This is a genomic window from Micromonospora sp. NPDC049366 (assembly GCF_044466625.1).
Classification (GTDB): domain Bacteria; phylum Actinomycetota; class Actinomycetes; order Mycobacteriales; family Micromonosporaceae; genus Micromonospora.
This window is the reverse complement of sequence record NZ_JBITMV010000010.1, coordinates 99,074-121,907: the sequence shown is the minus strand read 5'-3', so window position 1 is coordinate 121,907 and position 22,834 is coordinate 99,074. Positions and strand designations below refer to the sequence as shown.

Here is a 22,834-nt window from a genome sequence, read left to right as displayed (position 1 = left end):
GGTCGCTCCGGCTCTCTCTCGTGCGGGCACCTCGACGGCACGGACCGGCCCCTCGAAACCCCGAAAGCCTAGCCAGGCTCCGGACCCTCCCGCCAGGGCCGAGCGGGCGCATACCTGCCCACCGGTCGTCGCGTCCCCGACAGCCGGCCCGCCGCTGCGCTCAGGACGACGGCACGGCGGCCGGGTCGGTCGACGGCCTCGCGCCCTGCCGGTAGAGGCTCACCAGCACGCCGTGGCGCGGTTCGTCGGCGCCCGCGTCCTCGGTGTCCTCCACCAGGTCGAGCAGGGCGGCGCGCAGCCGCTCGGCTTGTGCGGCGCTCAGCCGCAGGTGGCGCAGCAGGAGCAGCGGCTCGTCGTCGGCGGCGGTGATCTCCTCGGCGACCGCCCCGAGCATGGCGCCGGTGGCGCCGGGGTGGCCCGGGGACACGAGGAGCCGCCGGGCGACGCGCTGGTAGTACTGCTCGGTGCCCCCGCGCACCGGTCGGGTGTGGACCACCCGCACCATGCCGGCGTCCCGCAGCACCCCGAGGTGGTGCGCCACGGTGCCCTTGGCGGCGCCCAGCGAGGCCGCGAGCTGGCTGATCGTGGCCGGCCACTGGCCGAGCGCGAACAGCAGTCGGTGACGGAACGGGTGCCCCAGCGCCTTGAACTGTTCGGGGCTGGTGATCTCCAGCTGTTCGTCGCGCGGCTGGTCGGGGAGCATGTCGGTAGCCACGACCAAAAGCGTCTAGTTCTCTTGACGCTTTGTCAATCGGCCTGCTCTACTGCTCCCACCACCAGCCCGGCTCGCGACGACAGGCAGGAGAGCACGATGCGCCAGGCGGAGATCACCGCAATCGTCGAACGAACCGCGAACCTCGTCGAGGAGCACTACGTCTTTCCGGAGGTGGCCGGTCGCCTGGCCGTCCTGCTCGCCGACCAGCTCGCCGCCGGCCGCTACGCCGACACCCCGGACCCCCGAACCCTCGGCGAGACGGTCACCACCGACCTCCAGTCGCTCAACGGCGACCGCCACCTGCGCCTCAAGCACCACGACGAGCCGCTGCCCGACCGCGACCAGGATCCGGACGACGAGCGCATCATCCGACTCTCCGCCAGCACGATGGGTGGGATCGCCCAGGTGCGGTGCCTCGACGGCAACGTGGGCCTGCTGGAGATCCAGCCGCACCTGTTCCCGCCGCAGCTCGCCGGTGACCACCTCGCGGCGGCGCTGCGGCTGTGCGCCGACACCGACGCGCTCCTGCTCGACCTGCGCGAGAATGTCGGAGGCAGCCCCGACATGGTCGCCCTGATCTGCGGCTGGCTGTTCGAGGAGCCGACCCTGCTGCACACCATGTACGACCGCACCGGCGAGCCGGTCCGCCAGTCGTGGAGCGCCGCGTACCTGCCCGTCCCCCGGTACGCTCCGGACAAGCCCGTCCACGTGCTCACCAGCCGTCGCACCTTCTCCGGCGCCGAGGAGCTGGCCTACGACCTCCAGCAGTCGGGCCGGGCCACCGTGGTCGGCGAGCGCACCGGCGGCGGCGCGCACCCGAGGATCGGCTTCCGCGCACACGCCCATCTGGAGGTCACCATCCCGATAGCCCGGCCGGTCCATCCCATCAGCGGCACCAACTGGGAGGGCACCGGAGTGCGCCCGGACATCGAGACACCCGCCGCGGACGCCCTCACCGTGGCGCACCGCGCCGTGCTGGCCCGCCGGCCCGAGTCGGCGACGGCCCCGCGACCGAGGTGACCATCGGCCCGGCGCCGCGGATCGCTCAGCTGTCCCGGACCGGAGCAGACGATTCGTCGGCGGGTGGGCCGCCGTGCGTCCACGGGGTCTCCTCCGGGGTCGGGAAAGCGCCCGCCGGCAGGAACGCGTCCGACAGCGTCGTGTAGCAGAGCCGCTCCCCCACCTCGGGCACGCTGCCCGGCGGTGCGGTCAACCCCCGGCCCATCCCGCCGGACAGCTCCAGCACCACCTCCGTCTTGCCGTCCGCGCCCGGGGTCACGAAGACCACCCGGGCCTTCTGCCCCGGCCGGGCCGGCGACTGCAGCGACGCGCCGACCGGCACCAGCACCGGCTCGGTGGTGACCAACTGGACCCGGGGGCGCAGCACCGGCCGCTTGCCGCTGTCGTCCACCCGCTTCGGGTCGGCCAGCGTCACCTCGCCGACGAACGCCTCACCGGTCAGCCGGTGCTCCGCCATCACCAGCGGATCGTCATAGGCGCGCTGCACCGCGTACGAGGTCAGCGCCCGCTCCAGCCGGTGCAGCCGCACCGCCGCGGCCACCGCACCGTCGCGGCGCGGCTGCGGCCCGCCACCGGCGTCGACGTGCTCCGCGTGCGCGGTGAACGCGTCCCGGTCGCCGGCCCACCGGCCCTCGACCCGGGCGCCCGGCGGCAGGGTCCGCAGCAACCCCACCCCGCGCCACATCAGCTCCCACGTGGGCGTGAGCTGCTCGCGCAGCAGGCGTTCCAGCTCCGCGTACGCCTCGGCGCGGGCCGCCGGGTCGTCGTCGGCCGCCGCGTACGCGGCCATGGCCGGCGCGAGCCGATGGTTGTCGAAGTCGGGGTCGGTCGCCGGCCCGGCCGGTGGCGTCGTCGCGGGATCCTCGGCCCGGGCCGCCGCCTCGGCGCCGGTGAGCCCGGCCGGCGGGTCGAGCCAGCCGAGCACTGCCGGCAGGTGCAGGTCCTCCACCGCGCTCTGCCCGGTCGCCCAGTGCAGGGTCAGCGCGTCGGTCATCGCCAGCAGCGCCGACGACCCGGGGTGTTCGGCGCGCTCGGCGAAGAAGGTCAGCCACCGCCCGAGCAGCGGCACCGACGGGTGCACCGGGTGCTCACCGTCGGCGCGGCGGAACCGGGTGGAGCGGCCGAGCAGCCGCAGGAAGGTGATCCCCGCCGGGTTGGGCACCAGCAGCTGCGGCGCGTCGACGTACCGGTGGCGGACGTCGCGGCCCCGGTCCACCGGCACCGCCTCGCTCGCCTGCCGGTGGGCGTCCAGGTGGGGCAGCACGATCGCGGCCAGCTCGGCGGCGAACCCGTGGCGCTGGTCGCGGTTGCGCGGCTGCGGCACGACCAGCAACCGGGCGTCGTCCGGCGTCGACCCGACCAGCGCGGCGAGGGGCGCGTTCGCCTCGCCCGCGAGCGCCAGCGGCACCAGCACCAGCGGCCGCTCGTGCAGGTGCAGGTGCCGGACGGTGGCCACCGGCTGGGCCACCCCGGCGGCGACCGCGCGGGCCTTGGCGAGCGCGCGCAGCGTACTCATGCGGGAACGCCGAGGGCGTCGGCGCGCAACCGGGCGGCGGCGCGCAGCAGCGCGGCGGCCTCCGTCTGCTCCGGCTCGGGGGCGCGCTCGCCGTCGGCCAGCGCCAGCACCTCCGCCACGGTGGCGACCCCGCCGAGCGCTTCCCGCACCGGTCGTCCCAACGCCCCGGTGTGGCCGCGCGCCTCGTGCCGGCAGTAGTACGCCAGTTCGCAGGCGGCCAGGCACTCCGGCGCGTAGCGCGCCGCCACCTTCGACAGCGCGTCGATCAGCGTCGCCGGGTCGGCGGTCACGTCGGCGGTGAAGTCCTGCGGCACGGCGGCCAGCAGGTCGTCCAGCCGGGCCGTGCGGGCGAGCTGACGGCGCAGCACGAGCAGCTGTTTGCGCACGTCGACCAGGCTGGCCACCGGCTGGTTGGTGAAGTCCCGGGGACACACGAGCACCACCTCGTGCGACACCAGCTCCGGATCGTGGCCGGCGTCGGCGAGCAGATCACGCAACGCCAGCACGTAGACGGCGGACTGGATCGCGGCGGCGGACACCTTCGCCGGGTCGGCCTGCCCGTCGATCACCGGGAACGACTTGACCTCCACGACGTGGAACCGGCCGGCGAGCCGGGCGGCGACCAGGTCCGGTTCGAGGTTCACCCGGGTGCCGGCGATGTCCAGGCCGAGCAGCGGGTGGTCGAAGAGCGCCGCCGGCTGGTCCGACCCGGTCGGCACGGCGGCGGTCAGCAGCTCCCGCGAGCGGGCGTGCCGGTCGGGCAGGTCGGCGCCGCCGTCCAGGTCGGTCCACTCGGCCCGGTCGCCGGGCTCGACGCCCAGCCGCTCGGCGACCAGCCGCAGCAAATCGGCCCCACCATCGGCCTTGACCTGCGCTTCGAACGCGTTGCCCCGGGTGATGGCGAACCGCGACTGCCCGAACCGGGCGGGGAACCCGATCCGCTCGGCCAATCGCGGCTTGTCCACCCCGGCGCCGTCGAGCACGGCCCGGCGCGTGCAGCCCGGATTGCCGGTCAGCGCGGCGATCGTCCGGGCGTTGTGCCGGCGGGGCGCCACGTCGCCCCGGATCGCGGCCAGTCGCTGCTCGCTGCTCGTCATGATCCGCCAGGATATGCCGACACCGCACGCACCGCCGCGCCCCGCGCCGGCCATGCTCGGAGTCGCCCGCGCGGGCCCGCCCGACTACCGGTCGGTGGAGCGGTTGCGGGGGCAGCGCGGCAGCGCCGAGCCGGCGAGCGGACGGCGGACCCGACGCGATCGGCGGCGGCCGGGCGTGCACGGCGGCCGGGAGACGGTGTGCACAGGGGAAGTCTCGGCCGGTCGCCGGCCGATCAGCCAGCGCAGGAAGCGGGCCATCGTGGCCTCAGTCGACCGAAACGCGACGGGCGTCGGTCGCCGGGATCGCGTACTCCGCGCCGCAGTAGGTGCACTGCTGCACGTACCGGGTGCGGACGGGAACCAGCGGTACGAAGAACAGGGTGAACGACGTCCGCCGACGGGTCACCACCTGCGCGGCCGAATTGCCGCAGTTGCGGCAGACCTGCTGCGTCACACCGGACCGGTCGACCTTCGTGCGGAACCCGAAGATGAAGAACATCGCAGGGCATTACCCCGTCCGGCGCGGTTGGTCACCTTTCTGCCCGCCACGGCCGAACGCCCGACCCGTCGGACGGGTCGGGCGTTCAGTCGGTCGGATGCCGTCGAGGATCACGCCTCGTCGTCGGCCCAGCCACCGTCGTGGTCGTCGCCCTTGTCCGAGCCCTTGTCGCCCCTGTCAGAGCCCTTCTCGTCACCCTTGTCGGAGCCCCACTCCGAGCGCTCGTCGCCCTTGTCGCCCTTGTCGGAGCCCCACTCCGAGCCCTCGTCGCCCTTGCCGCCCTTGTCGGAGCCCCAGTCCGAGCCCTCGTCACCCTTGTCGGAACCCCAGTGCGAGCTCTCGTCGCCCTTGTCGGAGCCCCAGCCGGAGTCCTCGTGCCGGCCCTCTTCGTCCGACTCCCAGGCCCGGCTGTCGCTGGCGTCCCAGCTCCGGTCCTCGTGCTTGCCGTCGCGCTCATCCTCGACCTTGATCTGGCCGCGGATCTCGCCGTTCGGGTACTTCTTGGTGTGCACGTTGACGTAGGTGACACCGGCCTCGATCGCGTCGACGAGCTCGTCGAACTCCTTCGGCTCGATGCCCTGGTCGGCCGGGCCGACGACGTCCTCGGGCTTGATGGTGCCCTTGATCGTGGCCGGGGCCTGCGGGCAGGACTGGACGCCCTTCGACGGGCCGCCCTTGCCGTCCTTGATGTTCGAGCACAGGAAGACCGCCACCCCGCCGCTCTGGTGCCGCCCACCGAAGTGGATGTGCGCCTGCTCGACGTCCTTCAGGTCTTCGTAGCTCAGCCGGTAGGTGATCTCCTGGCGCTTCTCGTCGACCCGCGCCTCGAACCGGCCGCTGCCCGGGGTGGAGATCGTGAGCGGGTCCTCCTGGTAGCCGCTCAGCTGCGCCCGCAGGTTCAGCTTTCTGTCCTTGTCGTGCCGCGAGTCGCCGGAGTCGCCCCAGTCGCCGTTGCGCTCGTCGTGCGACTCGCGCTTGTCGCCTGAGTCGTGCTTGCCGTCGCCCATCGCGGCGGTCCCGATGGCGCCGACCGCCACCGCCGCGCCGGCCGCGACCGTCACGGCCCAGATCCGCGTACGTCCCATCATCACTGCTGCTCCCTTCTCAGATGTCATTCCGAGCCCGGAACCGGCGACGGGACTCGTCCAGCCGCGGCGGATGCGGGCGCGCGAGGGCGCTACGCGCCGGAGGGACACCCGATGGGACTCTCCGGTACGCAGATCAATTCGCGCCCTATGGTGAAATTGTCCCATGTTCAGGAGGTATGGGTGCCGTCTTGCCTGATCCGACCCTCAGTGGTGCCGCAGCCCGGTCGGACCCGCCCGATGACGGGTGTCCGACTCGCCGATCGGCCTCCGGACACGCCGAAGCGCCTGACCGCACGGCGGCGTTCAGGCGCTTCGGGTCTGGCACGATCAGGATCGGGCCGGGTGCGGGCAGGCGGCCCCCCAGTGGTGGCAGGTGACCCCGGCAGGTCCCGGCTCAGCGGCCGGGCTCAGCCGGCGGCGCTCGCCGGAGCGGGCTCCAGGCCCGGCACCTCCTCCGCGATCCAGATCGGCCGCCAGTCCGCCATCTCGTGGTAACGGCGCAGCTCGGCCAGGCCTGCCACCGAGCCGGCCCAGGCCGCGTAGGGCGGGTTGCTCTCGTCGAAGCCGCTCTGCACGAAGGTGAGCTTGGTCTTCCCGTCGGACTCCGCCAGCTCCCAGGTCGTCACCCCGGGCGGGCCCCAGTCGACCGACACCTTCCGGCCCGGGTCAAGGTCGACGACCTTGGCCGCGTAGCCGGCCTCGAAGCCACCCATCGCGTAGCGGCCGCCGACCCAGGGCTCGATGCCGATCGGGTAGCCGAACCAGGCGCTGGCCTGCTCCGAGTCGGTCAGCGACTCGTAGACCTTGGCCGTCGGCGCGTCGATCAGCAGCTCGCCGCGCAGCTCCGCGCTGGTGAAGTCGACCTTCGGCAGCTGCGCCCGGCCCTCCAGGTGGGCGGCGAGGTTGGCGATCGACAGACTCCAGAAGGTCTGGAGCACGCCCCGGATGCTGCCGGTGCCGCTGAGCGCCTCGGCGAAGTCGAAGTGGCTCTGGCTCACCGTGATGACCGTCGCCGCGGGGCCGTCGGCGCTCAACTGGAACTCGGCGGTGGTCTCCACGCCGTCGAGCAGCCAGGCGAAGCGCACCGTGTCGTCGTCGGCGTGCAGCAGCCGCTGGCGGGGCGCGTCACCGTCGGGCGTGTAGCGGCCCCAGAACTCGTACCGTCGCGGCAGCTCGACCTCGGCGTGCTCGGCCAGCCACACGCGCAGCTCGGTCGGGTCGGTGATCGCCCTGCGAACGGCCTCGATCGGGGCCGCCAGACGGGCGCTCAGCTTCATCGGTTCAGTCACGGTCGTTCCCCTTCGGGTAGCAGGCCACGGCGAGCTTGAAGGCATCTCCCTCGGCGCCGCCGTAGCGGGTGAACAGGTCCTGCAGAGCGGTCTGCAGGTCGTGCAGGAACTGCTGGCGTTGCTCCGCCGGCACCCGGATCTCGCCCGACACGCCCACCGAGGGAAGCTCGGGCGCGGCGCGGTCGAGCGCGGCGATGTCGGCCTGGACCTCCTCCATCAGGTCGAGCAGGTAGCCGAGGCTCAGCTCGTCGCGCGCCCGACGCAGCCCGATGCGCCCCACGAGCCGGGGCGAGAGCCAGTAGGACCGGGCGGCGGCCTGATAGATGCCCTCGGTGATGCCCCGGACCTTGCGCTCGGCGACGAGGTCGACGAGACCGGCCGCGACCAGCTGCTTGACGTGGTAGTAGACGCGCTGGGGGGTCTGCTCCAGCCGGGCCGCGACCTCGGTGCAGGTGCGGGGCTCGGCCAGCTGCCGCAGGATCTCGACACGCTGCGGCTTGAGCAGGGTCTCGGCCTGCTCGATCTGCTCCAGGTACAGGACGTCTCTCATGGCAAAATCAGTTTGTACGTACAAAACTTGTTTGTCAATCGGTTCGACGAAAGGCCGCGCGTCGCGCGCGGCCTTTCGTGTCGACGGGTGCGACTCAGGGCAGCCAGTCGGGACGCAACGGGTAGCCGTTGACCCCGTCCGGCTCGTTGCGCGTCGCCAGCACCTGGTGCAGCTGGATGTCGTTGCGCTCGAACGCCAGCCGGGAGCCCGCCATGTACAGACCCCACACCCGTGCGGTGCCCAGGCCGACCTCCGAGACGCAGAAGTCCCAGTTGTCGACGAGGTTGCGGCACCAGCCGGCCAGCGTCAACGCGTAGTGCTGGCGGAGGTTCTCCTCGTGGTGCACCTCCAACCCCGCGTCGTGTACCTCGCTGATCAACCGGCCCGGGCCGGCCAGCTCGCCGTCCGGGAAGACGTACCGGTCGATGAACGCCCCGGAGCGGTGCGGCGCCCGGTTGTTCGCGCGGGTGATGCAGTGGTTGAGCAGCCGACCGCCCGGCCGCAGCCGATCCCGCAGGAAGCCGAAGTAGGCCGGGTAGTTGCGCACCCCGATGTGCTCGGTCAGGCCGATCGAGGAGACGGCGTCGAACTGCTCGCGCGGCGCGTCCCGGTAGTCCAGGTGCCGCACCTCCGCCAGCTCGGTCAGCCCCTCCCGCTCGATCGCCGCCTGCGCCCACTCGGCCTGCGCCTTCGACAGGGTCACGCCGAGCGCCTTCACGCCGTACTCGCGGGCCGCGTGCCGGACCATGCCGCCCCAGCCGCAGCCCACGTCGAGCAACCGCATCCCGGGCTTGAGCGCCAGCTTGCCGGCGACCAGGTCGTACTTCGACGCCTGGGCCTGCTCCAGGGTGTCGTCCGGGGACCGGAAGACCGCGCAGGTGTACGTCATCGACGGACCCAACACCTTCTCGTAGAAGGCGTTCGACACGTCGTAGTGGTGGGAGATCGCGGAGCTGTCCCGGGTGCGGGAGTGCCGCATCCCGTTCATGACCCGCTTCCAGCGCGGCTGCGCCTCCTGCGGCGGGGCCGGCGGCGGGCGCAGCCGCTCCCAACCCAGCCCGCGCACCAGCGACAGCGCGTCCGCCAGCGGCGGCAGGCGCAGCGTCATCTCGTCCTTGAGCACCCGCAGCGCCTCGTACGGGTCGCCCGGGTGCACGCCCTCCAGGGCCAGGTCACCGCTCACGTAGGCGCGGGCCATGCCCAGGTCACCGGGCGCGGTGAGCAGGTAGGACAGTCCGCGTTCGGTGCGGATGGACAGGGTGATCCCGGCGTCGGCCGGGCCGACGGCGCTGCCGTCGTAGCCGGTGATCCGCACCGGCAGGTCGCCGCTCGTCACCGTGCGGACCACGTCCGCCACGGTCGGAACGGGACGCCGGCCCCCCGCCGGCGGTGTGCCGGGGACGCTCGCCGCCCCCTGGTCTCGGTCGGTCAGGCTCATGCTCGTGCTACCGCCTTCTCGTACAGTCCCGTGAACCGGTGCTCCGGGTCGTACCGGTCCCGCACGGCGCGCCACGTGGACCCGCCGTAGAGCCGGTCGAAGGAGTCCCGGTCGTAGTAGGCGTCGGAGTAGAGCGACTTGTGCCCACCCAGCTCCGACACCGTGCGTTCGATCGACCGGTTGACGTCGCCGTCGGCGGCGCCCTCGGTCATCGGCACGGTCCCCCAGAAACCGATGTTGACGTAGTCCTGCCCCGGCCGCAGCGGATACAGCGGCCAGGACCGGGCCGAGCCGGGACCCGCCGGCTCACGCAGTCGCAGTGGACAGAGCCAGACCGGGGCCATCCCGACATCGCCCGCGAACCAACGCAGGAAGTCGGCCGTCCGCTCCAGTGGGATCTCCACGTCCTGCACGACCCGCTCGCGGGCGGGCTGGCCGCGCAGGCGGTCGACCCGGGCGGCCACACCGTAGCGGTGCTCCAGCCGGACCAACCGGTGGTAGACGTCGCTGCGCCGCCACCGCGCCGGCCAGAGCCGGCGGACCACCGGGTGCTGCACACCGAACGCCGCGGAACACCAGAACCAGTCGGTGTCCCACCGCCAGAGATAGTCGTACGTGGTCAGGGTGTCGCGGGTGCGCCGGCGCAGGGACCGGTAGTAGATGTCCTGTCCGGTGTAGTCGCTGGGCCGCTCGCCCTCGTCGGTGAAGGTGGCCAGGACCAGGTAGGCCTCGCCGGGGCTGAACATCACCCCGTCCATCCCGTCCACCGGCACCCCGGCCCAGGCCCGCACTGCGGTGACCTCGGCGATCGCGTCGACCAGCTCCTCCAGCCGGGTGAACCGGATGTTGCGCAGCGCCACGTAGCGGCGGACCGGTTGCAGCTCGATGCGCAGCCGGGTGGCGTAGCCGAGGCTGCCCAGCGAGTTGGGGAAGGCCGCGTAGAGGTCGGCGTGGTCGCCGTCGGGTCGGGCGGTGACGATCTCGCCGGCGCCGGTGAGCACGTCCAGCTCGGTGACCGACTCGTGGGGCAGGCCGTTGCGGAACGAGGTCGACTCGATGCCCAGCCCGGTGACCGCGCCGCCCAGCGTGATCGTGCGCAGCTGCGGCACGACCAGGGGCATCAGGCCGTGCGGCAGGGTCGCGTCGACCAGGTCCTCGTACGTGCACATGCCCTGCACGTCGGCCGTGCGGGCGCCCGGGTCCACCCGGAGCACACCGGTCAGGCCGCTGACGTCCAGGCCCGGGGCCTGCGGCGCGGCGCGCGGCCGGAACAGGTTGGAGGTGCGCTTGGCGAGCCGCACCTTCTCCCCGGGTGGCACCGCCGCGTACGACCGTCGCAGCAGCTCCACCGCACTGTCGTGGTCCACCGGTACATGATCCACACGGACGGCGCACATGTGATCACTGTACGCTCCCCGTTGCCCGGAGCACCCGTTGTCCACGTTGGCCTTTTCACACTTCCGGCCAGGTCCGAAGGGGTTACCGTGCCGGCATGCCGTCTGCCGCGATCACCGCTCTCGACGCCGCCGGGCTCCCCTACCGGGTGATCCGGCACGGCCCCGTGACGAGCCTCTCGGAGGCGGCGACGGTGCGCGGCGTCGAGATTCCGGACGTGGTGAAGACGATCGTCGTGCGGCGCGGCCCGGACGACCACCTCTTCGTGCTGACCCCCGGCGGCCGGGTCATCTCCTGGCCCAAGCTGCGCGCGCTGCTCGGCGTGAACCGCCTCTCGATGCCCGACGCGGCGACCGCGAAGGACGTCACCGGTTACGAGCGCGGCACCATCACCCCGTTCGGCGCCACCACGGCCTGGCCCGTCGTGGCCGACGAGCGGGTACGCGGCCGGACCATCACCCTCGGCGCCGGGGAGCACGGCGTGGCCGTCGCGGTCGACGCGGACGCCGCGTTGGAGGTGCTCGGCGCGACCGTCGCCGACGTCACCGACCCCGAGCCGGGCCGCTGAGGCCGAGTTCCACGCCCCCGGTCGACGGTGAGCGGCGTGCCCCGCCACTTCCGGTGGTCGTGCGGCGCGGGCCGGCATAGCGTGGGTCGCATGCCGAGAGCCGTCTGGAACGACCTGGTCGTCGCCGAGAGCGACGACACCGTGCTGGTGGAGGGCAACCACTACTTCCCCCGCTCAGCCCTCCGGGACGACCTGATCCGCGAGTCGGACACCCACACGGTGTGCCCGTGGAAGGGCACCGCCTCGTACTACACCCTCGAACACGACGGGCAGACCAGCGCCGACGCGGTCTGGTACTACCCGGAGCCGAAACCGGAGGCGGAGATGGTCCGCGACCGGGTGGCGTTCTGGAAGGACGTACGGGTCGTCGACTGACGTCGTCGGCCGTCCCGGCGGGCGGAGGCGACTGGCCCCGGATGACCGGCGTGGGACAGGATGGCCGCATGTCCGTCCCGGCCGACCAGCCAGACCCGCCCGGCACCGTCTACGGGAACCCCCGTCGGGCGCGCCCCGGCCTGCCCCGCGACCCACTGATGCGGGTGGCGCTCGCGCTCGGGCTCGTCGGCGTACTCCTGGGGGTGCTCTTCGCCACCGGCGTGTTCCGCGGCGGCGACGGCCCGACGACGCCGGCGGCCGTCGACACCTCGGCGACCGGCCCGGTGACCTCGCCGGCGGCGGGCGAGCCGGCGCCGAGCGCCACGACGGCGTCACCGAGCCCGTCACCGAGCACACCCTCGCCGACGCCCACCTCGCCCGCGCAGCCCGGCGGCCCCACGGTGCTCCGGGCGGTCACCTCCGGGCTCTGCCTCGGTCTGGACGGCGACGGCGAGAGGGCCGAGGCGCAGCTCGCCGCGTGCTCGGGCGGCCCGGAGCAGCAGTGGGTGGTCAGCCTCGTGGCGGCGGACGTGGTGACGCTGACCAACGCCGCGTACGGGCAGTGCCTCGACGTCGAGGGCGGCAGCCCGGACGACGGTGCGCGGATCCTCCAGTTCTCCTGCCACGGCCAGCCCAACCAGCAGTGGCGGCTGGCGCCGACCGGGACCGGCCCGCTGCTGCTGGTCGCCGTCCAGAGCGGCAAGTGCGGCCAACCCGACGGCGCCCAGGCCGGTGACTCGGTGCGGCAGCAACTGTGCGACGGCGCCGTCCCGCAGCAGCAGTGGACCCTCGGCTGAGGCGCCTCAGCCGCGGTAGCTCCACGCCTTCCGGGCCACCGGCCCGACGCTGACCAGCACCGGCACCGGTACGTCGGGGCGGCGACGGCGCAGCAGCAGCGACAGCCCGGCCGCCGCGATCGACAGCCCGCCCGCCACGTACCAGGCGAGCGCGTAGTCACCGAGGCGGTCCCGGATCAGGCCCGCGCCGGTGGCGGCCAGCGCCGCGCCGAGCTGGTGCGAGGCGAAGACCCAGCCGAAGACGACCGCTCCGGCGTCGCCGAAGTACTCCCGGCACAGCGCCACGGTCGGCGGCACGGTGGCCACCCAGTCTAGACCGTAGAAGATGATGAACACCAGCATGCTCGGCCGCGCGGAGTCCGCGAAGAGACCGGGCAGCACCAGCAGCGACGCGCCGCGCAGCGCGTAGTAGGCGCCCAGGAGCAGGCGGCTGTCCACCCGGTCGGTGAGCCAACCGGAGGCGATGGTGCCGACGATGTCGAAGAGGCCGACGAGCGCCAGCAGGCCGGCCGCCGTGGTCTCCGCCATGCCGTGGTCGTGCGCGGCGGGCACGAAGTGGGTGCCGACCAGGCCGTTGGTGGTGGCGCCGCAGATCGCGAAGCCGCCGGCGAGCAGCCAGAACGGGCGGGTCCGGGCCGCCTGGGCCAGCGCGCCGAGCGCACGGGAGGCCGCCCCGCCGGCCCGCGTCGGCGCGGGAACGACCTCGGTGGCGCCGTACGCCGGCAGCCCCAGCTCCGCCGGGTGCTCGCGCAGCAGCCAGGCCACCAGGGGTACGACCAGCAGCGCGGACCCGGCGACGACGAGCGCGGCGGTCCGCCAGCCGTGGTCGCGCACCAGGAGGGCGAGCAGCGGCAGGAAGACCAGCTGACCGGCCGCTCCGCCGGCGGTGAGCACACCGGTGACCAGGCCCCGACGCCGGACGAACCAGCGGCCGGTGACGGTCGCCACGAAGGCCAGCGCCATCGAGCCGGTGCCCAGCCCGACGAGCACCCCCCAACAGAGGATGAGCTGCCAGCTCGCGTTCATGAACACGGTCAGTCCGCTGCCGGCGGCCACCAGCAGCAGCGCGGTGGCGACGACCCGCCGGATGCCGAACCGGTCCATCAGCGCGGCGGCGAAGGGTGCGGTCAGGCCGTAGAGCAGCAGGTTGACCGACACGGCGGCGGAGATGGTGGCCAGCGGCCAGCGGAACTCGGCGTGCAGCGGGTGCAGCAGCACCGACGGAGTCGCGCGGAAGCCGGCGGCGCCGACCAGCGCGACGAAGGCCACGGCGGCGACGAGCCAGGCGGGATGGGGGCGGCGTACACGGGTCACGCTACGAGTCTCGGGAACCGGGGGCCCCGCGACGAGTGGCCGGGAAGCCACCATGCGCAAGAATTGGGCCATGACCTTCTCGCCGCACCGGATCGCGGTCCTCGCCCTCGACGACGTCGTCGGCCTCGACCTCGGCACTCCCGCCCAGGTCTTCAGCACCGCCCGGGACGCCCACGGCCGGTCGCTCTACACGGTCGACGTCTGCACCCCGGGCGGCCGGCCGGTCCGCAGCACCGCCGGCTACCAGGTCCTCCCCGACCACGGGCTGGAGTTGATCGAGACGGCGGACACCGTGATCGTCCCCGGCATCCACGAGGGGCCCCCGCTGACCGACGGGACGCTGGACGGGGAGGTGGCGGCCGCCCTGCGCGCCGCGTACGACCGGGGTGCGCGGATCATGTCGATCTGCACCAGCGCGTTCGTACTCGCCGCCGCCGGCCTGCTCGCCGGGCGCCGGGCCACCACCCACTGGGCGTACGCCGACCGGTTCCGCCGCCTGCACCCCCGCGTCGACCTCGACCCGGACGTGCTCTTCATCGACGACGATCGGGTGCTCACCTCCGCCGGGGTGGCCGCCGGCATCGACCTCTGCCTGCACGTGATCCGCGCCGACCACGGCACCGAGGTCGCCAACCGGGCGGCCCGGCGCTGCGTGGTGCCCCCGTGGCGGGAGGGTGGGCAGGCCCAGTACATCGAGCGACCGGTGCCGAAGGTGGCCGACACCAGCACCGCCACCGCCCGGGAGTGGGCCCGGCAGCGGCTGCACGAGCAGGTCAGCCTGCGCGACCTGGCCGAACAGTCGCGGATGAGCGTGCGCACCTTCACCCGGCGGTTCCGCTCCGAGACCGGGCTCAGCCCGGCGCAGTGGCTGCTGCAGCAGCGCACCGAGCACGCCCGACTGCTGCTGGAGAGCACCGACCTGAGCATCGACCAGGTCGCGCGGCGCTCCGGCTTCGGCACGGCGTCGGCCCTGCGCCAGCACCTCCACGTACGCCTCGGCGTGGCCCCGTCCACCTACCGCCGAACCTTCCGCCACCCCACCCCCTGATACGACATCGGGCGGTTCTCGGTTCAGGCGGGGCGGAGGAGACGGAGTTGGGCCAGGTGTTTGGGGAGGTGGACGGTGGTGTGCAGGTCCAGGGTGCGGCCCCAGGGCAGCGTGTCGTCGACGTTCAGGTCGTAGCCCTCGCGCAGGTGGGTCTCGACCGGGGTCTCCGCGGCCAGGCCGAGCCGGTCGGTCAGCGCGCAGAGCTTCTGGCTGGTGGCCCGGAACAGGGCGGCCACCCCGTCCAGCCCGCCGCACTCGACGACCAGCGCGTCGACCTGCGGGCGGTGGATCGTCTCCAGGTCGTAGTAGGCGAACGGCGACCCGGCCAGCACCGCCTCGCTCGCCTCGCACATCAGCTCGTCGTTGGCCGCCAGGTGGGCGACGATCTGCTCGGCGCTGAGCTGGCCCGCGGGTGGCGGCCCGAACCCACCCGCGTCGATCTCCGCGAGCAACTCGTCGTACGTCTGGCGCAACCTCCCGCTGTCCACTCAGTCAGTCAACCCCGCCCCACCCCGTCGATCATGCAGGTGTGGTGCCCGGTTCACCCAGACGTGCACCCTCTGTCCGGCACCACAACTGCATGATCGACGCACCCCAGGTCGGGCGGCGGCGCGCTTCGGGGTCAGCGGCGGGGTTGGCGGGAGCGCAGGTAGTCGGAGACGACGTACTCGCCGAGGTCGTCCGGGTCCGGCGTGAACATCCGGCCCTTGCTGCGGCGGGCCACCGCGTCGACGAAGCGGCGCAGCCCCGGATCATCGCCGAGCATGAAGAGGTTCAGCGTCGCCCCGTAGCGGGCGAGCCGATCCACCTCCCGGATCGTCGCCTCGATCGTCTCCGGCAGCGGCGGCCAGTTGAAGAGCGGCTCACCGTCGTCCGGGTCCAGGTGGGCGGTCGGCTCGCCGTCGGTGACCACCAGGACCACCGGCTCGGCGTCCGGGTGCCGGCGCAGGTGCCGGGCCGCCAGCCGCAGAGCGTGCTGCAGGTTGGTGCCCTGCTCGAAGTCCGGGTCGACGCCGGCCAGCTCCTGCTGGCTCAGCGGCACAGCCTCCCGGCCGAACCCGATGATCTGCAACGCGTCCTGCGGAAACCGGGTCGCCATCAGGTGCGACAGGGCGAGCGCGGTCTGTTTCATCGGCCCCCACCGCCCCTGGGAGATCATCGAGTACGACAGGTCGACGCAGAGCGCCACCGCCGCCGAGGACCGCCGCTCGGTCTCCACCACCTCGAAGTCCTCGACCGCCAGCTGCACCGGCACCTGCGGCCCGGCGCGGCGCACCGCCCTGGTCAGGGTGCGGACGACGTCCAGCGGCTGCTCGTCCCCGTACTCCCAGGGCCGCGACCCGCCGCTGACCTCGCCGGCGGCGCCCGCCGAGCGCAGGTCGTGCTGGCCGCGCGGCCCGGCGGTCAGGTCCGCGAAGACCCGGCGCAGCGCGGTGCCGCCGAGGCGGCGCAGCGCCTTCGGGCTCAGGGTCAGGCCGTCCGCGTCGCGGCTCACCCAGCCCTGCCGGCGCAGCTCCCGCTCCAGCTCCCGCAGCCGGCGTACGTCGTCGGCCGCGTCGCGGCCCAGCGTCCGGGCCACCGCGTCCACGTCGACGTCGTCCAGGGTCGCGCCGGGGTGCTCCTGGTCGAGCTGGTCGAGCAGGTCGTCCAGCTCGGCGATCTCGTCCAGCGCGCCGGCCGCCTCGCCGTAGCCGAGCGGCTGCTCGCCCCGCACCCGCTCGCCACGGCCCCAGCGCAGGTCGGGCCGGAGCGCGCGCAGGTGGCCGTCGAGCGCGGCCAGCTCGCCGGCCAGCCGGTCGCCGAGCGACTGCCGCATGAGCCCGGCCAGCTCCTCGCGCTGCCGGTCGGAGAGCGACCGCATCAGCCGCTCACCGGCCGCCGAGCGCCGGGCCAGCACGTCGACCAGCTCGTCGACGTTCGCCGGCTGCTCCGGGAAGAACTCGCCGTGTCGCCGCATGAACTCGGCGAACGCGTCCGTCGTGTCCTCCGCGCGGGCGTGCCGCGCCAGCAGGCCGTTCAGGTCCCGCATCATCTCGGCCAGCCGCTGCTGCGCCGCCGGGTCGGCGGAGGCGCGGACGGCGTCCCGCAGCCCGGCGAACCGCTGGCCCAGCACGTCGTCGCGCAGCCCGTCGAGGATCTGCTGGTACGAGCGGCGCGCCTCGTCGCTGGCCCACTCGTAGCCGGCCAGCTCCTGCACCGCGCGGGCGGTGGAGCGGGGCAGGTTGTCCAGCACCGCCTCGGCGAACCGCGCCGCGTCGTCGTCCCGACCGCGCAGCTCGTCGCGTTCGGCGGCGAGCGCCTGGTCGAGCAGGGCGCGGGACCGGGTGACGGCGCCGTCCAGGTCGCCCCGGCGCAGCGCCTCCCGGCGCAGCCGCCGGGCGCGGGCGGCCAGCTCGTCGAGGCCGCCACGCCCCTGGGGGCCCCGACGCAGCAGGTCCCGCAGCGCCTCCCGCAGGCTGCCGCCGGCCAGCACCTCCGAGCCGACCGCGTCGACCGCCGCACGCACGTCGTACGGGGGTGCCAGCGGGTCCGGCCCGCCGCGCCACTGCCCGTACCGGAACCGGTTGCCGGCCATGCTCAGCCCCGACCGCCGTAGACGGTGCGCCCGGTGTCGGTGACGTCCTTGCCGAGCCGGCGCGTCAGGTGCAGACCTTCCAGCACGAACTCGACGCCGGCGGCCGCCTCCTCGGGGGTGGGCGCGTCGCCCATGCCGAGCCGGTCCAGCACCTTCGCGAGGCCGGGCACGGTGCCGACCTGGCGCAGCAGGTCCGCGGAGCCGACCAGCTCGCCCGTCTCGATGACGGCGCCCTCCGCGACCAGCTCGGTGAAGCCGGAGAGGTCCAGCCCGACCAGCCGCGCCCGGAACGTCTCGGCGGTGGCCGTCCGCAGCAGGTGGGCCAGGACCTCGATCTCCCGCCCCTCCTCGCCGCTCTCGAACTCGACCTTGCCGCGCAGCGTCGAGGTCACCGACACGGCGTCACCGACCCGGGCCACCGGGGCCTCGGGGCGTACCGCCGGGTCGCCGGTGCCGGACGCGGAGCCGGCGGCCAGCAGACCGGAGCGGCGCAGCGCGGCGGCGGCCACCGTCTCGGCGGCGGCGATGGCGAACCGGGCGGAGACGCCGGAGCGCGGGTCCACCGACGGTGACTCCCGCACCGCCCGGGCGAACCGGGCCAGCACCTCCAGGACGTGCTCCGGCACCTCGGCGACCAGGTCCGCCTCCTGACGGATCAGGGCCAGCTCCAGGTCCAGGTCGACCGGGTAGTGGGTGCGGATCTCCGCGCCGAACCGGTCCTTCAGCGGGGTGATGATCCGGCCCCGGTTGGTGTAGTCCTCCGGGTTGGCGCTGGCCACCAGCAGCAGGTCCAGCGGCAGCCGCAGCTGGTACCCCCGGACCTGGATGTCGCGCTCCTCCAGCACGTTGAGCAGGGCCACCTGGATCCGCTCGGCCAGGTCGGGCAGCTCGTTGACGGCGAAGATGCCCCGGTTGGTGCGCGGCACCAGGCCGAAGTGGATCGTCTCCGGGTCGCCGAGGGTGCGCCCCTGGGCGATCCGGATCGGGTCGACGTCACCGATCAGGTCGCCGACGCTGGTGTCGGGGGTGGCGAGCTTCTCGCCGTAGCGCATCGACCGGTGCAGCCAGCCGATCGGCAGGTCGTCGCCGGCCTCGGTGACCTGGGCGACGGAGGCCGGGGTGAGCGGGTGCATCGGGTGCTCGTTGAGCGCCGAGCCGGGGATGACCGGGGTCCACTCGTCCAGCAGCGTGGCGAGCGAGCGGATCAGTCGGGTCTTGCCCTGGCCGCGCTCGCCGAGCAGCACCACGTCGTGCCCGGCGAGCAGCGCCCGCTCGACCTCGGGCAGCACGGTGTCGTCGTAGCCGACGATGCCGGGGAAACGGTCGGCGCCGGCGCGCATGCGGGCCAGGAGGTTGTCGCGGAGTTCCTGCTTGACGGTGCGGTAACGGTGGCCGGCCGCCTTCAGCTCGCCGAGCGTGCCGGGCAGGTCGGCCGGTGGGACCGGGATAACCGGGTTGGGCGCAGTCACCCGCCCACGCTAGCTCGGGTACGGCGGTGACGCCGCTGCGTTGACCGCGGTCAGCGGTGCTCGCGGACGTACCGCTGCGGGTCCTTGTCTGCGAACGCGAGGTCCCGGCCGTTCTTGTGCTCGCCGTAGAAGGTCAGCCACCGCCGGCCCAGCTCGGCCCGCAGCTCGGTGTCGGCGTGCCGGCGGAAGTCGGGCAGCGCCTCGTCCTCCTCCTCGGCCAGGTGCTCGCTGTTCTCCCGGCGGGCCCGCCAGACGGCCGCCCACCACTGGTCGGAGCCGACCGGGTGCAGCTTCGACTCGGCGATCGCGTCGCGGATCTTGTTGTGGTCGCCCACCGCGTCGGCGGTCTCGGCCTCACCGTCGTCACCGTGCCGCACCAGGTGCGGGTAGAGGATCGTCTCCTCGGCCTCCGCGTGGATGTCCAGGTGCAGGGCGAGCGCGTCCCAGATCGCCAGCAGCTCCTGCTCGCTGCGGGCGTCGTCCAGCCGGGCGAAGCCCCGCCGGAACGCGGCGTGGTCGTCCATGATCATGGCGGTGATGTCGTCCATCGTCCCCCCGCTCGGATGTACCGGCGTGAGGGTCAACTCCCCGGGGGCGCACTTGGTCACGCGCCTGAGCAGCCTGTCAGTGGCGACTACTAGGCTCATGATCGTGACGTATCTCGCCGCGGACGACCGCTACGACACCATGACCTACCGGCGCAGCGGGCGCAGCGGCCTGCGGCTGCCCGCCATCTCCCTCGGCCTGTGGCACAACTTCGGCCCCGACCGGCCGTTCGAGCGGCAGCGGGACATCGTCCGCCGTGCGTTCGACCTCGGCGTCACCCACTTCGACCTGGCCAACAACTACGGGCCGCCGCCCGGCGCCGCGGAGGAGAACTTCGGCCGGCTGCTCGCCACCGACCTGCGGCCCTACCGCGACGAGTTGGTCATCTCCAGCAAGGCCGGCTACCTGATGTGGCCCGGCCCCTACGGCGAGTGGGGCTCCCGCAAATACCTGGTCTCCTCGCTCGACCAGTCGCTGCGCCGGATGGGCCTGGACTACGTCGACGTCTTCTACTCCCACCGCTTCGACCCGGAGACGCCGCTGGAGGAGACGATGGGGGCGCTCGACGCGATCGTCCGCTCCGGCAAGGCGCTCTACGTGGGCATCTCCAACTACAACTCCGAGCAGACCGCCCGCGCCGCCGCGATCCTGCGGGACCTGGGCACCCCGCTGCTGATCAACCAGCCGTCCTACTCGATGCTCAACCGCTGGACCGAGGCGGACGGCCTGCTGGACACGCTGGCCGAGGTCGGCGCCGGCTGCATCGCCTACAGCCCGCTCGCGCAGGGCCTGCTGACCGACCGCTACCTGGGCGGCATCCCGGCCGACTCGCGGATCCGCACGAGCGTCTTCCTCAACGAGAGCGACCTCGACGAGAAGCGGATGTCGACGATCCGCGCGCTGGGCGCGATCGCCGAGCGGCGCGGCCAGACCCTGGCGCAGCTCGCGCTCGCCTGGGCGCTGCGCGACCCGCGCATGACCAGCCTCATCATCGGGGCGAGCAGCGTCGGGCAGCTGGAGGCGAACATCGCCGCGCTGGCCAACCTCGACTTCACCGCCGAGGAGCTGACCGAGATCGACAAGCACCTCGGCTGACCGTGTCCCGGCCGACGCCCACCCGGGAATCACCGGGTGGGCGTCGGCGTTTTCTCCTGCGTACGGCACGAGGCAGGACCCGAGCCGGAGGAGATGAGGACATGAAGGTACGCAGCTCCCTGAGGTCGCTGAAGCAGAAGCCGGGCTCCGTGGTGGTTCGCCGTCGCGGCCGCGTGGTCGTGGTCAACCGCGCCAACCCCCAGTGGAAGAGCCGCCAGGGCTGACCTCTCGTTTCCCGTTCGGCGCCGTCGCACCCGCGACGGCGCCGTTCGTCCGTTATGGCGACCTATGGCGACCCGGGCACGGGGTGAGATCCGGCTACTTTTGACTCGGCATTGGCACACACGTCATGTCAGCACCCCGAGCGACGAGCGCGGCGTCCATCTTGTGCCCCTTGGCCGCGGGATTCGGACGGAAGATACTGAACATCAGCTCACTGCCGGCCGGCATCGCCTTCGGGGTGATAACAAGTGCGAACTCGTATCCAGGCGCGGCGACCTCGGTACGGTAGACCTTCTCAGCTTCGGGCAGTTCCGCGCCGACCGGCGTGCAGCGCTTACCGATCTCGACCTGCGCCGGCACATCCGCAGACGCGAGCGCCGCACGCAGCGCCTGCGGATCAGTCACCTCATCGCGCAGGATCAGCTCAACAGTCTGATCCGCCTGACGCTTCACCTCGAACGCCACAGGCGTCAGCGACGCCCCGCCGGACGGTCCACCAGCCGTCGACACCTCCGGGGCAGGGGCCGCTGCCGGCAGGGCCAACGCCAGCCCGGCGATGACCACGACGGCACCGCCACCTCCGACGGCACCCAGCAGCCCTCGGTTACGACGCCGCTGACGACCTCGGTGCTCAATGCGGTCAAGCGGCCGCGTCATACGCACATCCGCGACCGACCGCCGCAGTTCCTCGACAACCCGCTCGTCGTTCATCTAGCTCACTTCCTCCAGATCTGAATTCATAAGATGAGTGCGCAGAGCTGCGGTTGCCCGAGACAGATGAGCACCAACGGTCCCAACCGAAATCCCAAGCACCTCGGCGGTCGTTCGTGCGTCCAAATCGAGCCAAACCCGAAGCAGGACCACCTCGCGTTGTCGCCGCGGCAGGCCGCGAACGAGGGCAAGCAAACCCTCATGCGAGCCGGTCGCCTCGTAAGAACCGACGACATCACTGTTTGCCAGTGGTGACTCCCGTCGGCGCCTGCGCCACCACGAAACGCGGAGGTTGAGAGCCGTCCTGACCACCCAAGCCGCCGGCGCCGGATGCCGTTGCACCTTTGCCCAGGACGCCCAGGCACGGGAAAAGGCCTCCGCAACAAGATCCTCCGCAAGGGCGGGCTCTCGTGAGACGGCGACCACAGCCCGCAAACAGTCGTCACGGCAACCCGAGTAAAAGGCCGCGAATTCCTTCCGTTCTCGCTCCACGCCTCCCCCACGCCCGAGCCGGACAACACACTTACCAACCCAGCGGATTGTGATCGGCGTCACCTTCGGCATCCGCGTGGGTGGTCCCACGAACGGCGCCGTTCGTCCGCTATGGGGTTGGACGCGTCATCCCAAGGTTCGTCATCCACGCGTGGACACCCGGCCGCGTCACCGACACTGGGAACGGCCCGTGCGCTTCGCGGCACCCTGGAGGACGGATGACAGCCGACACGATCGTTCTGATCCACGGGTTCTGGGTGACACCCCGCAGCTGGGAGCACTGGAAGACGCACTACGAGCAGCAGGGCTACCGGGTGCTCGCGCCCGCGTACCCGGGGTTCGAGGTCGAGGTCGAGGCGCTGAACGCCGACCCGAGCCCGATCGCGCGGGTGACCGTGCCGGAGATCGTAAGCCACCTGGAGTCGGTGGTCCGCGCCCTGCCCACGCCGCCCGTCCTGATCGGGCACTCGGCCGGCGGCGTGTTCACCCAGATCCTGCTCGACCGCGGCCTCGGCGCGGCCGGCGTGGCGCTCAACTCGGCGCCCACCGAGGGCGTCAAGGTGGCACCCCTGTCCCAGTTGAAGTCGACCTTTCCGGTCCTGCGCAATCCCGCCAACCGGCACAAGGCGATCGGCTTCACGCACCAGCAGTGGCACTACGCGTTCACCAACACGTTCAGCGAGCCGGAGTCCCGCGCGCTCTACGAGCGCTACCACATCCCGGCCTCGGCCTCGATCCTCTGGGGCAGCCTGTTGGCGAACGTCCGACCCGGTCACCAGGACACGTGGGTCGACTACACCAACGACCGCCGGGCCCCGCTGCTGTTCGTCTCCGGCGGTGAGGACCACCTGATGCCGCCGAGCGTCCAGCGCGCCAACGCCCAGCACTACACCTCGGACACGGTGACCCGGCACAAGGTGTACCCGGGCTACGCCCACCTGCTCCCGGCGCAGCAGGGCTGGCAGCAGATCGCCGACGAGGTCCTCACCTGGGCCCTCGCACACGCCCGGTAGGC

24 protein-coding genes are annotated in these 22,834 nt (G+C 72.9%); 8 read left to right on the top strand and 16 right to left on the bottom strand.

The window, feature by feature from the left end:
- Window positions 1-160 precede the first annotated feature (160 nt).
- Window positions 161-715: an ArsR/SmtB family transcription factor gene (locus ACIBTV_RS16325; RefSeq protein ID WP_396705581.1), complete on the bottom strand. Its 555-nt coding sequence runs from the start codon at window positions 713-715 to the stop codon at window positions 161-163.
- Window positions 716-811: 96 nt separating this feature from the next.
- Between ACIBTV_RS16325 and ACIBTV_RS16320 the strand changes: the two genes are divergently transcribed.
- Complete coding sequence (locus tag ACIBTV_RS16320; RefSeq protein ID WP_396705579.1) at window positions 812-1,735, top strand: S41 family peptidase; 924 nt, start codon at window positions 812-814, stop codon at window positions 1,733-1,735.
- A 25-nt stretch (window positions 1,736-1,760) separates the two neighbouring features.
- Here the strand turns inward: ACIBTV_RS16320 and ACIBTV_RS16315 are convergent, their stop codons facing one another.
- The 8 genes from ACIBTV_RS16315 to ACIBTV_RS16280 form a co-directional block, all read right to left on the bottom strand.
- Window positions 1,761-3,251: a hypothetical protein gene (locus ACIBTV_RS16315; RefSeq protein ID WP_396705577.1), complete on the bottom strand. Its 1,491-nt coding sequence runs from the start codon at window positions 3,249-3,251 to the stop codon at window positions 1,761-1,763.
- Window positions 3,248-4,348 carry a hypothetical protein gene (locus tag ACIBTV_RS16310; RefSeq protein ID WP_396705575.1) on the bottom strand — a complete coding sequence of 367 codons (1,101 nt, stop codon included), beginning with the start codon at window positions 4,346-4,348 and terminating at the stop codon, window positions 3,248-3,250. The genes ACIBTV_RS16315 and ACIBTV_RS16310 overlap by 4 nt, the downstream gene beginning before the upstream one ends.
- Window positions 4,349-4,613: 265 nt before the next feature.
- Complete coding sequence (locus tag ACIBTV_RS16305; protein WP_396705574.1) at window positions 4,614-4,847, bottom strand: zinc-ribbon domain-containing protein; 234 nt, start codon at window positions 4,845-4,847, stop codon at window positions 4,614-4,616.
- 110 nt (window positions 4,848-4,957) lie between these two features.
- A complete protein-coding gene (locus tag ACIBTV_RS16300; protein ID WP_396705572.1) occupies window positions 4,958-5,935 on the bottom strand; it encodes a CHRD domain-containing protein in 978 nt (325 codons plus the stop codon).
- Window positions 5,936-6,342: 407 nt separating this feature from the next.
- Entirely contained in the window at window positions 6,343-7,224 is an 882-nt protein-coding gene (locus ACIBTV_RS16295; RefSeq protein ID WP_396705570.1) for an SRPBCC family protein, read from the bottom strand.
- Window positions 7,217-7,774 carry a helix-turn-helix domain-containing protein gene (locus ACIBTV_RS16290; RefSeq protein ID WP_396705568.1) on the bottom strand — a complete coding sequence of 186 codons (558 nt, stop codon included), beginning with the start codon at window positions 7,772-7,774 and terminating at the stop codon, window positions 7,217-7,219. The genes ACIBTV_RS16295 and ACIBTV_RS16290 overlap by 8 nt, the downstream gene beginning before the upstream one ends.
- Window positions 7,775-7,868: 94 nt before the next feature.
- The gene (locus ACIBTV_RS16285) at window positions 7,869-9,212 is read right to left on the bottom strand and encodes a class I SAM-dependent methyltransferase (protein WP_396705566.1); all 1,344 of its coding nucleotides are present in this window, start codon (window positions 9,210-9,212) and stop codon (window positions 7,869-7,871) included.
- Window positions 9,209-10,609: an FAD-binding oxidoreductase gene (locus ACIBTV_RS16280; RefSeq protein WP_396705564.1), complete on the bottom strand. Its 1,401-nt coding sequence runs from the start codon at window positions 10,607-10,609 to the stop codon at window positions 9,209-9,211. The genes ACIBTV_RS16285 and ACIBTV_RS16280 overlap by 4 nt, the downstream gene beginning before the upstream one ends.
- Before the next feature lie 95 nt (window positions 10,610-10,704).
- On the opposite strand from ACIBTV_RS16280, the gene ACIBTV_RS16275 reads away from it, so the two are divergent.
- The 3 genes from ACIBTV_RS16275 to ACIBTV_RS16265 all read left to right on the top strand — a co-directional run bounded on the left by ACIBTV_RS16275 (window position 10,705) and on the right by ACIBTV_RS16265 (window position 12,347).
- Window positions 10,705-11,175: an aminoacyl-tRNA deacylase gene (locus ACIBTV_RS16275; RefSeq protein WP_396705562.1), complete on the top strand. Its 471-nt coding sequence runs from the start codon at window positions 10,705-10,707 to the stop codon at window positions 11,173-11,175.
- A 90-nt stretch (window positions 11,176-11,265) separates the two neighbouring features.
- A complete protein-coding gene (locus tag ACIBTV_RS16270; protein ID WP_396705560.1) occupies window positions 11,266-11,550 on the top strand; it encodes a DUF427 domain-containing protein in 285 nt (94 codons plus the stop codon).
- A gap of 68 nt (window positions 11,551-11,618) precedes the next feature.
- On the top strand, window positions 11,619-12,347 hold the full coding sequence (locus tag ACIBTV_RS16265; RefSeq protein WP_396705559.1) for an RICIN domain-containing protein: 729 nt from the start codon (window positions 11,619-11,621) through the stop codon (window positions 12,345-12,347).
- 6 nt (window positions 12,348-12,353) lie between these two features.
- Here the strand turns inward: ACIBTV_RS16265 and ACIBTV_RS16260 are convergent, their stop codons facing one another.
- Window positions 12,354-13,661, bottom strand: coding sequence for an MFS transporter (locus ACIBTV_RS16260; protein WP_396705557.1), 1,308 nt, complete (start codon window positions 13,659-13,661; stop codon window positions 12,354-12,356).
- 52 nt (window positions 13,662-13,713) lie between these two features.
- Between ACIBTV_RS16260 and ACIBTV_RS16255 the strand changes: the two genes are divergently transcribed.
- Window positions 13,714-14,709, top strand: a complete 996-nt coding sequence (locus tag ACIBTV_RS16255; RefSeq protein WP_396705555.1) for a GlxA family transcriptional regulator — start codon at window positions 13,714-13,716, stop codon at window positions 14,707-14,709.
- Between the two features lie 23 nt (window positions 14,710-14,732).
- Here ACIBTV_RS16255 and ACIBTV_RS16250 read toward each other — a convergent pair whose 3' ends face one another.
- From ACIBTV_RS16250 to ACIBTV_RS16235, 4 genes are all read right to left on the bottom strand, one after another.
- Window positions 14,733-15,197, bottom strand: a complete 465-nt coding sequence (locus ACIBTV_RS16250; RefSeq protein WP_396705552.1) for a hypothetical protein — start codon at window positions 15,195-15,197, stop codon at window positions 14,733-14,735.
- A 134-nt stretch (window positions 15,198-15,331) separates the two neighbouring features.
- Window positions 15,332-17,284, bottom strand: a complete 1,953-nt coding sequence (locus ACIBTV_RS16245; RefSeq protein ID WP_396705550.1) for a VWA domain-containing protein — start codon at window positions 17,282-17,284, stop codon at window positions 15,332-15,334.
- Between the two features lie 2 nt (window positions 17,285-17,286).
- Window positions 17,287-18,753 carry a magnesium chelatase gene (locus tag ACIBTV_RS16240; RefSeq protein ID WP_396705548.1) on the bottom strand — a complete coding sequence of 489 codons (1,467 nt, stop codon included), beginning with the start codon at window positions 18,751-18,753 and terminating at the stop codon, window positions 17,287-17,289.
- 50 nt (window positions 18,754-18,803) lie between these two features.
- Complete coding sequence (locus ACIBTV_RS16235) at window positions 18,804-19,301, bottom strand: hemerythrin domain-containing protein (RefSeq protein WP_396705546.1); 498 nt, start codon at window positions 19,299-19,301, stop codon at window positions 18,804-18,806.
- A gap of 97 nt (window positions 19,302-19,398) precedes the next feature.
- Between ACIBTV_RS16235 and mgrA the strand changes: the two genes are divergently transcribed.
- Together mgrA and ACIBTV_RS16225 are read left to right on the top strand one after the other, a co-directional pair.
- Complete coding sequence (gene mgrA, locus ACIBTV_RS16230; protein WP_396705544.1) at window positions 19,399-20,394, top strand: L-glyceraldehyde 3-phosphate reductase; 996 nt, start codon at window positions 19,399-19,401, stop codon at window positions 20,392-20,394.
- A gap of 101 nt (window positions 20,395-20,495) precedes the next feature.
- A complete protein-coding gene (locus ACIBTV_RS16225; RefSeq protein ID WP_091591861.1) occupies window positions 20,496-20,618 on the top strand; it encodes a 50S ribosomal protein L36 in 123 nt (40 codons plus the stop codon).
- A 94-nt stretch (window positions 20,619-20,712) separates the two neighbouring features.
- Here the strand turns inward: ACIBTV_RS16225 and ACIBTV_RS16220 are convergent, their stop codons facing one another.
- Window positions 20,713-21,327, bottom strand: coding sequence for a hypothetical protein (locus ACIBTV_RS16220; protein ID WP_396705542.1), 615 nt, complete (start codon window positions 21,325-21,327; stop codon window positions 20,713-20,715).
- Window positions 21,328-21,891 (bottom strand): sigma-70 family RNA polymerase sigma factor, encoded by a 564-nt coding sequence (locus ACIBTV_RS16215; protein WP_396705541.1) that lies wholly within the window; start codon window positions 21,889-21,891, stop codon window positions 21,328-21,330.
- Between the two features lie 146 nt (window positions 21,892-22,037).
- Here ACIBTV_RS16215 and ACIBTV_RS16210 point away from each other — a divergent pair, with 146 nt between their 5' ends.
- Entirely contained in the window at window positions 22,038-22,832 is a 795-nt protein-coding gene (locus ACIBTV_RS16210) for an alpha/beta hydrolase (RefSeq protein WP_396705539.1), read from the top strand.
- The last annotated feature ends 2 nt before the right edge of the window (window positions 22,833-22,834 follow it).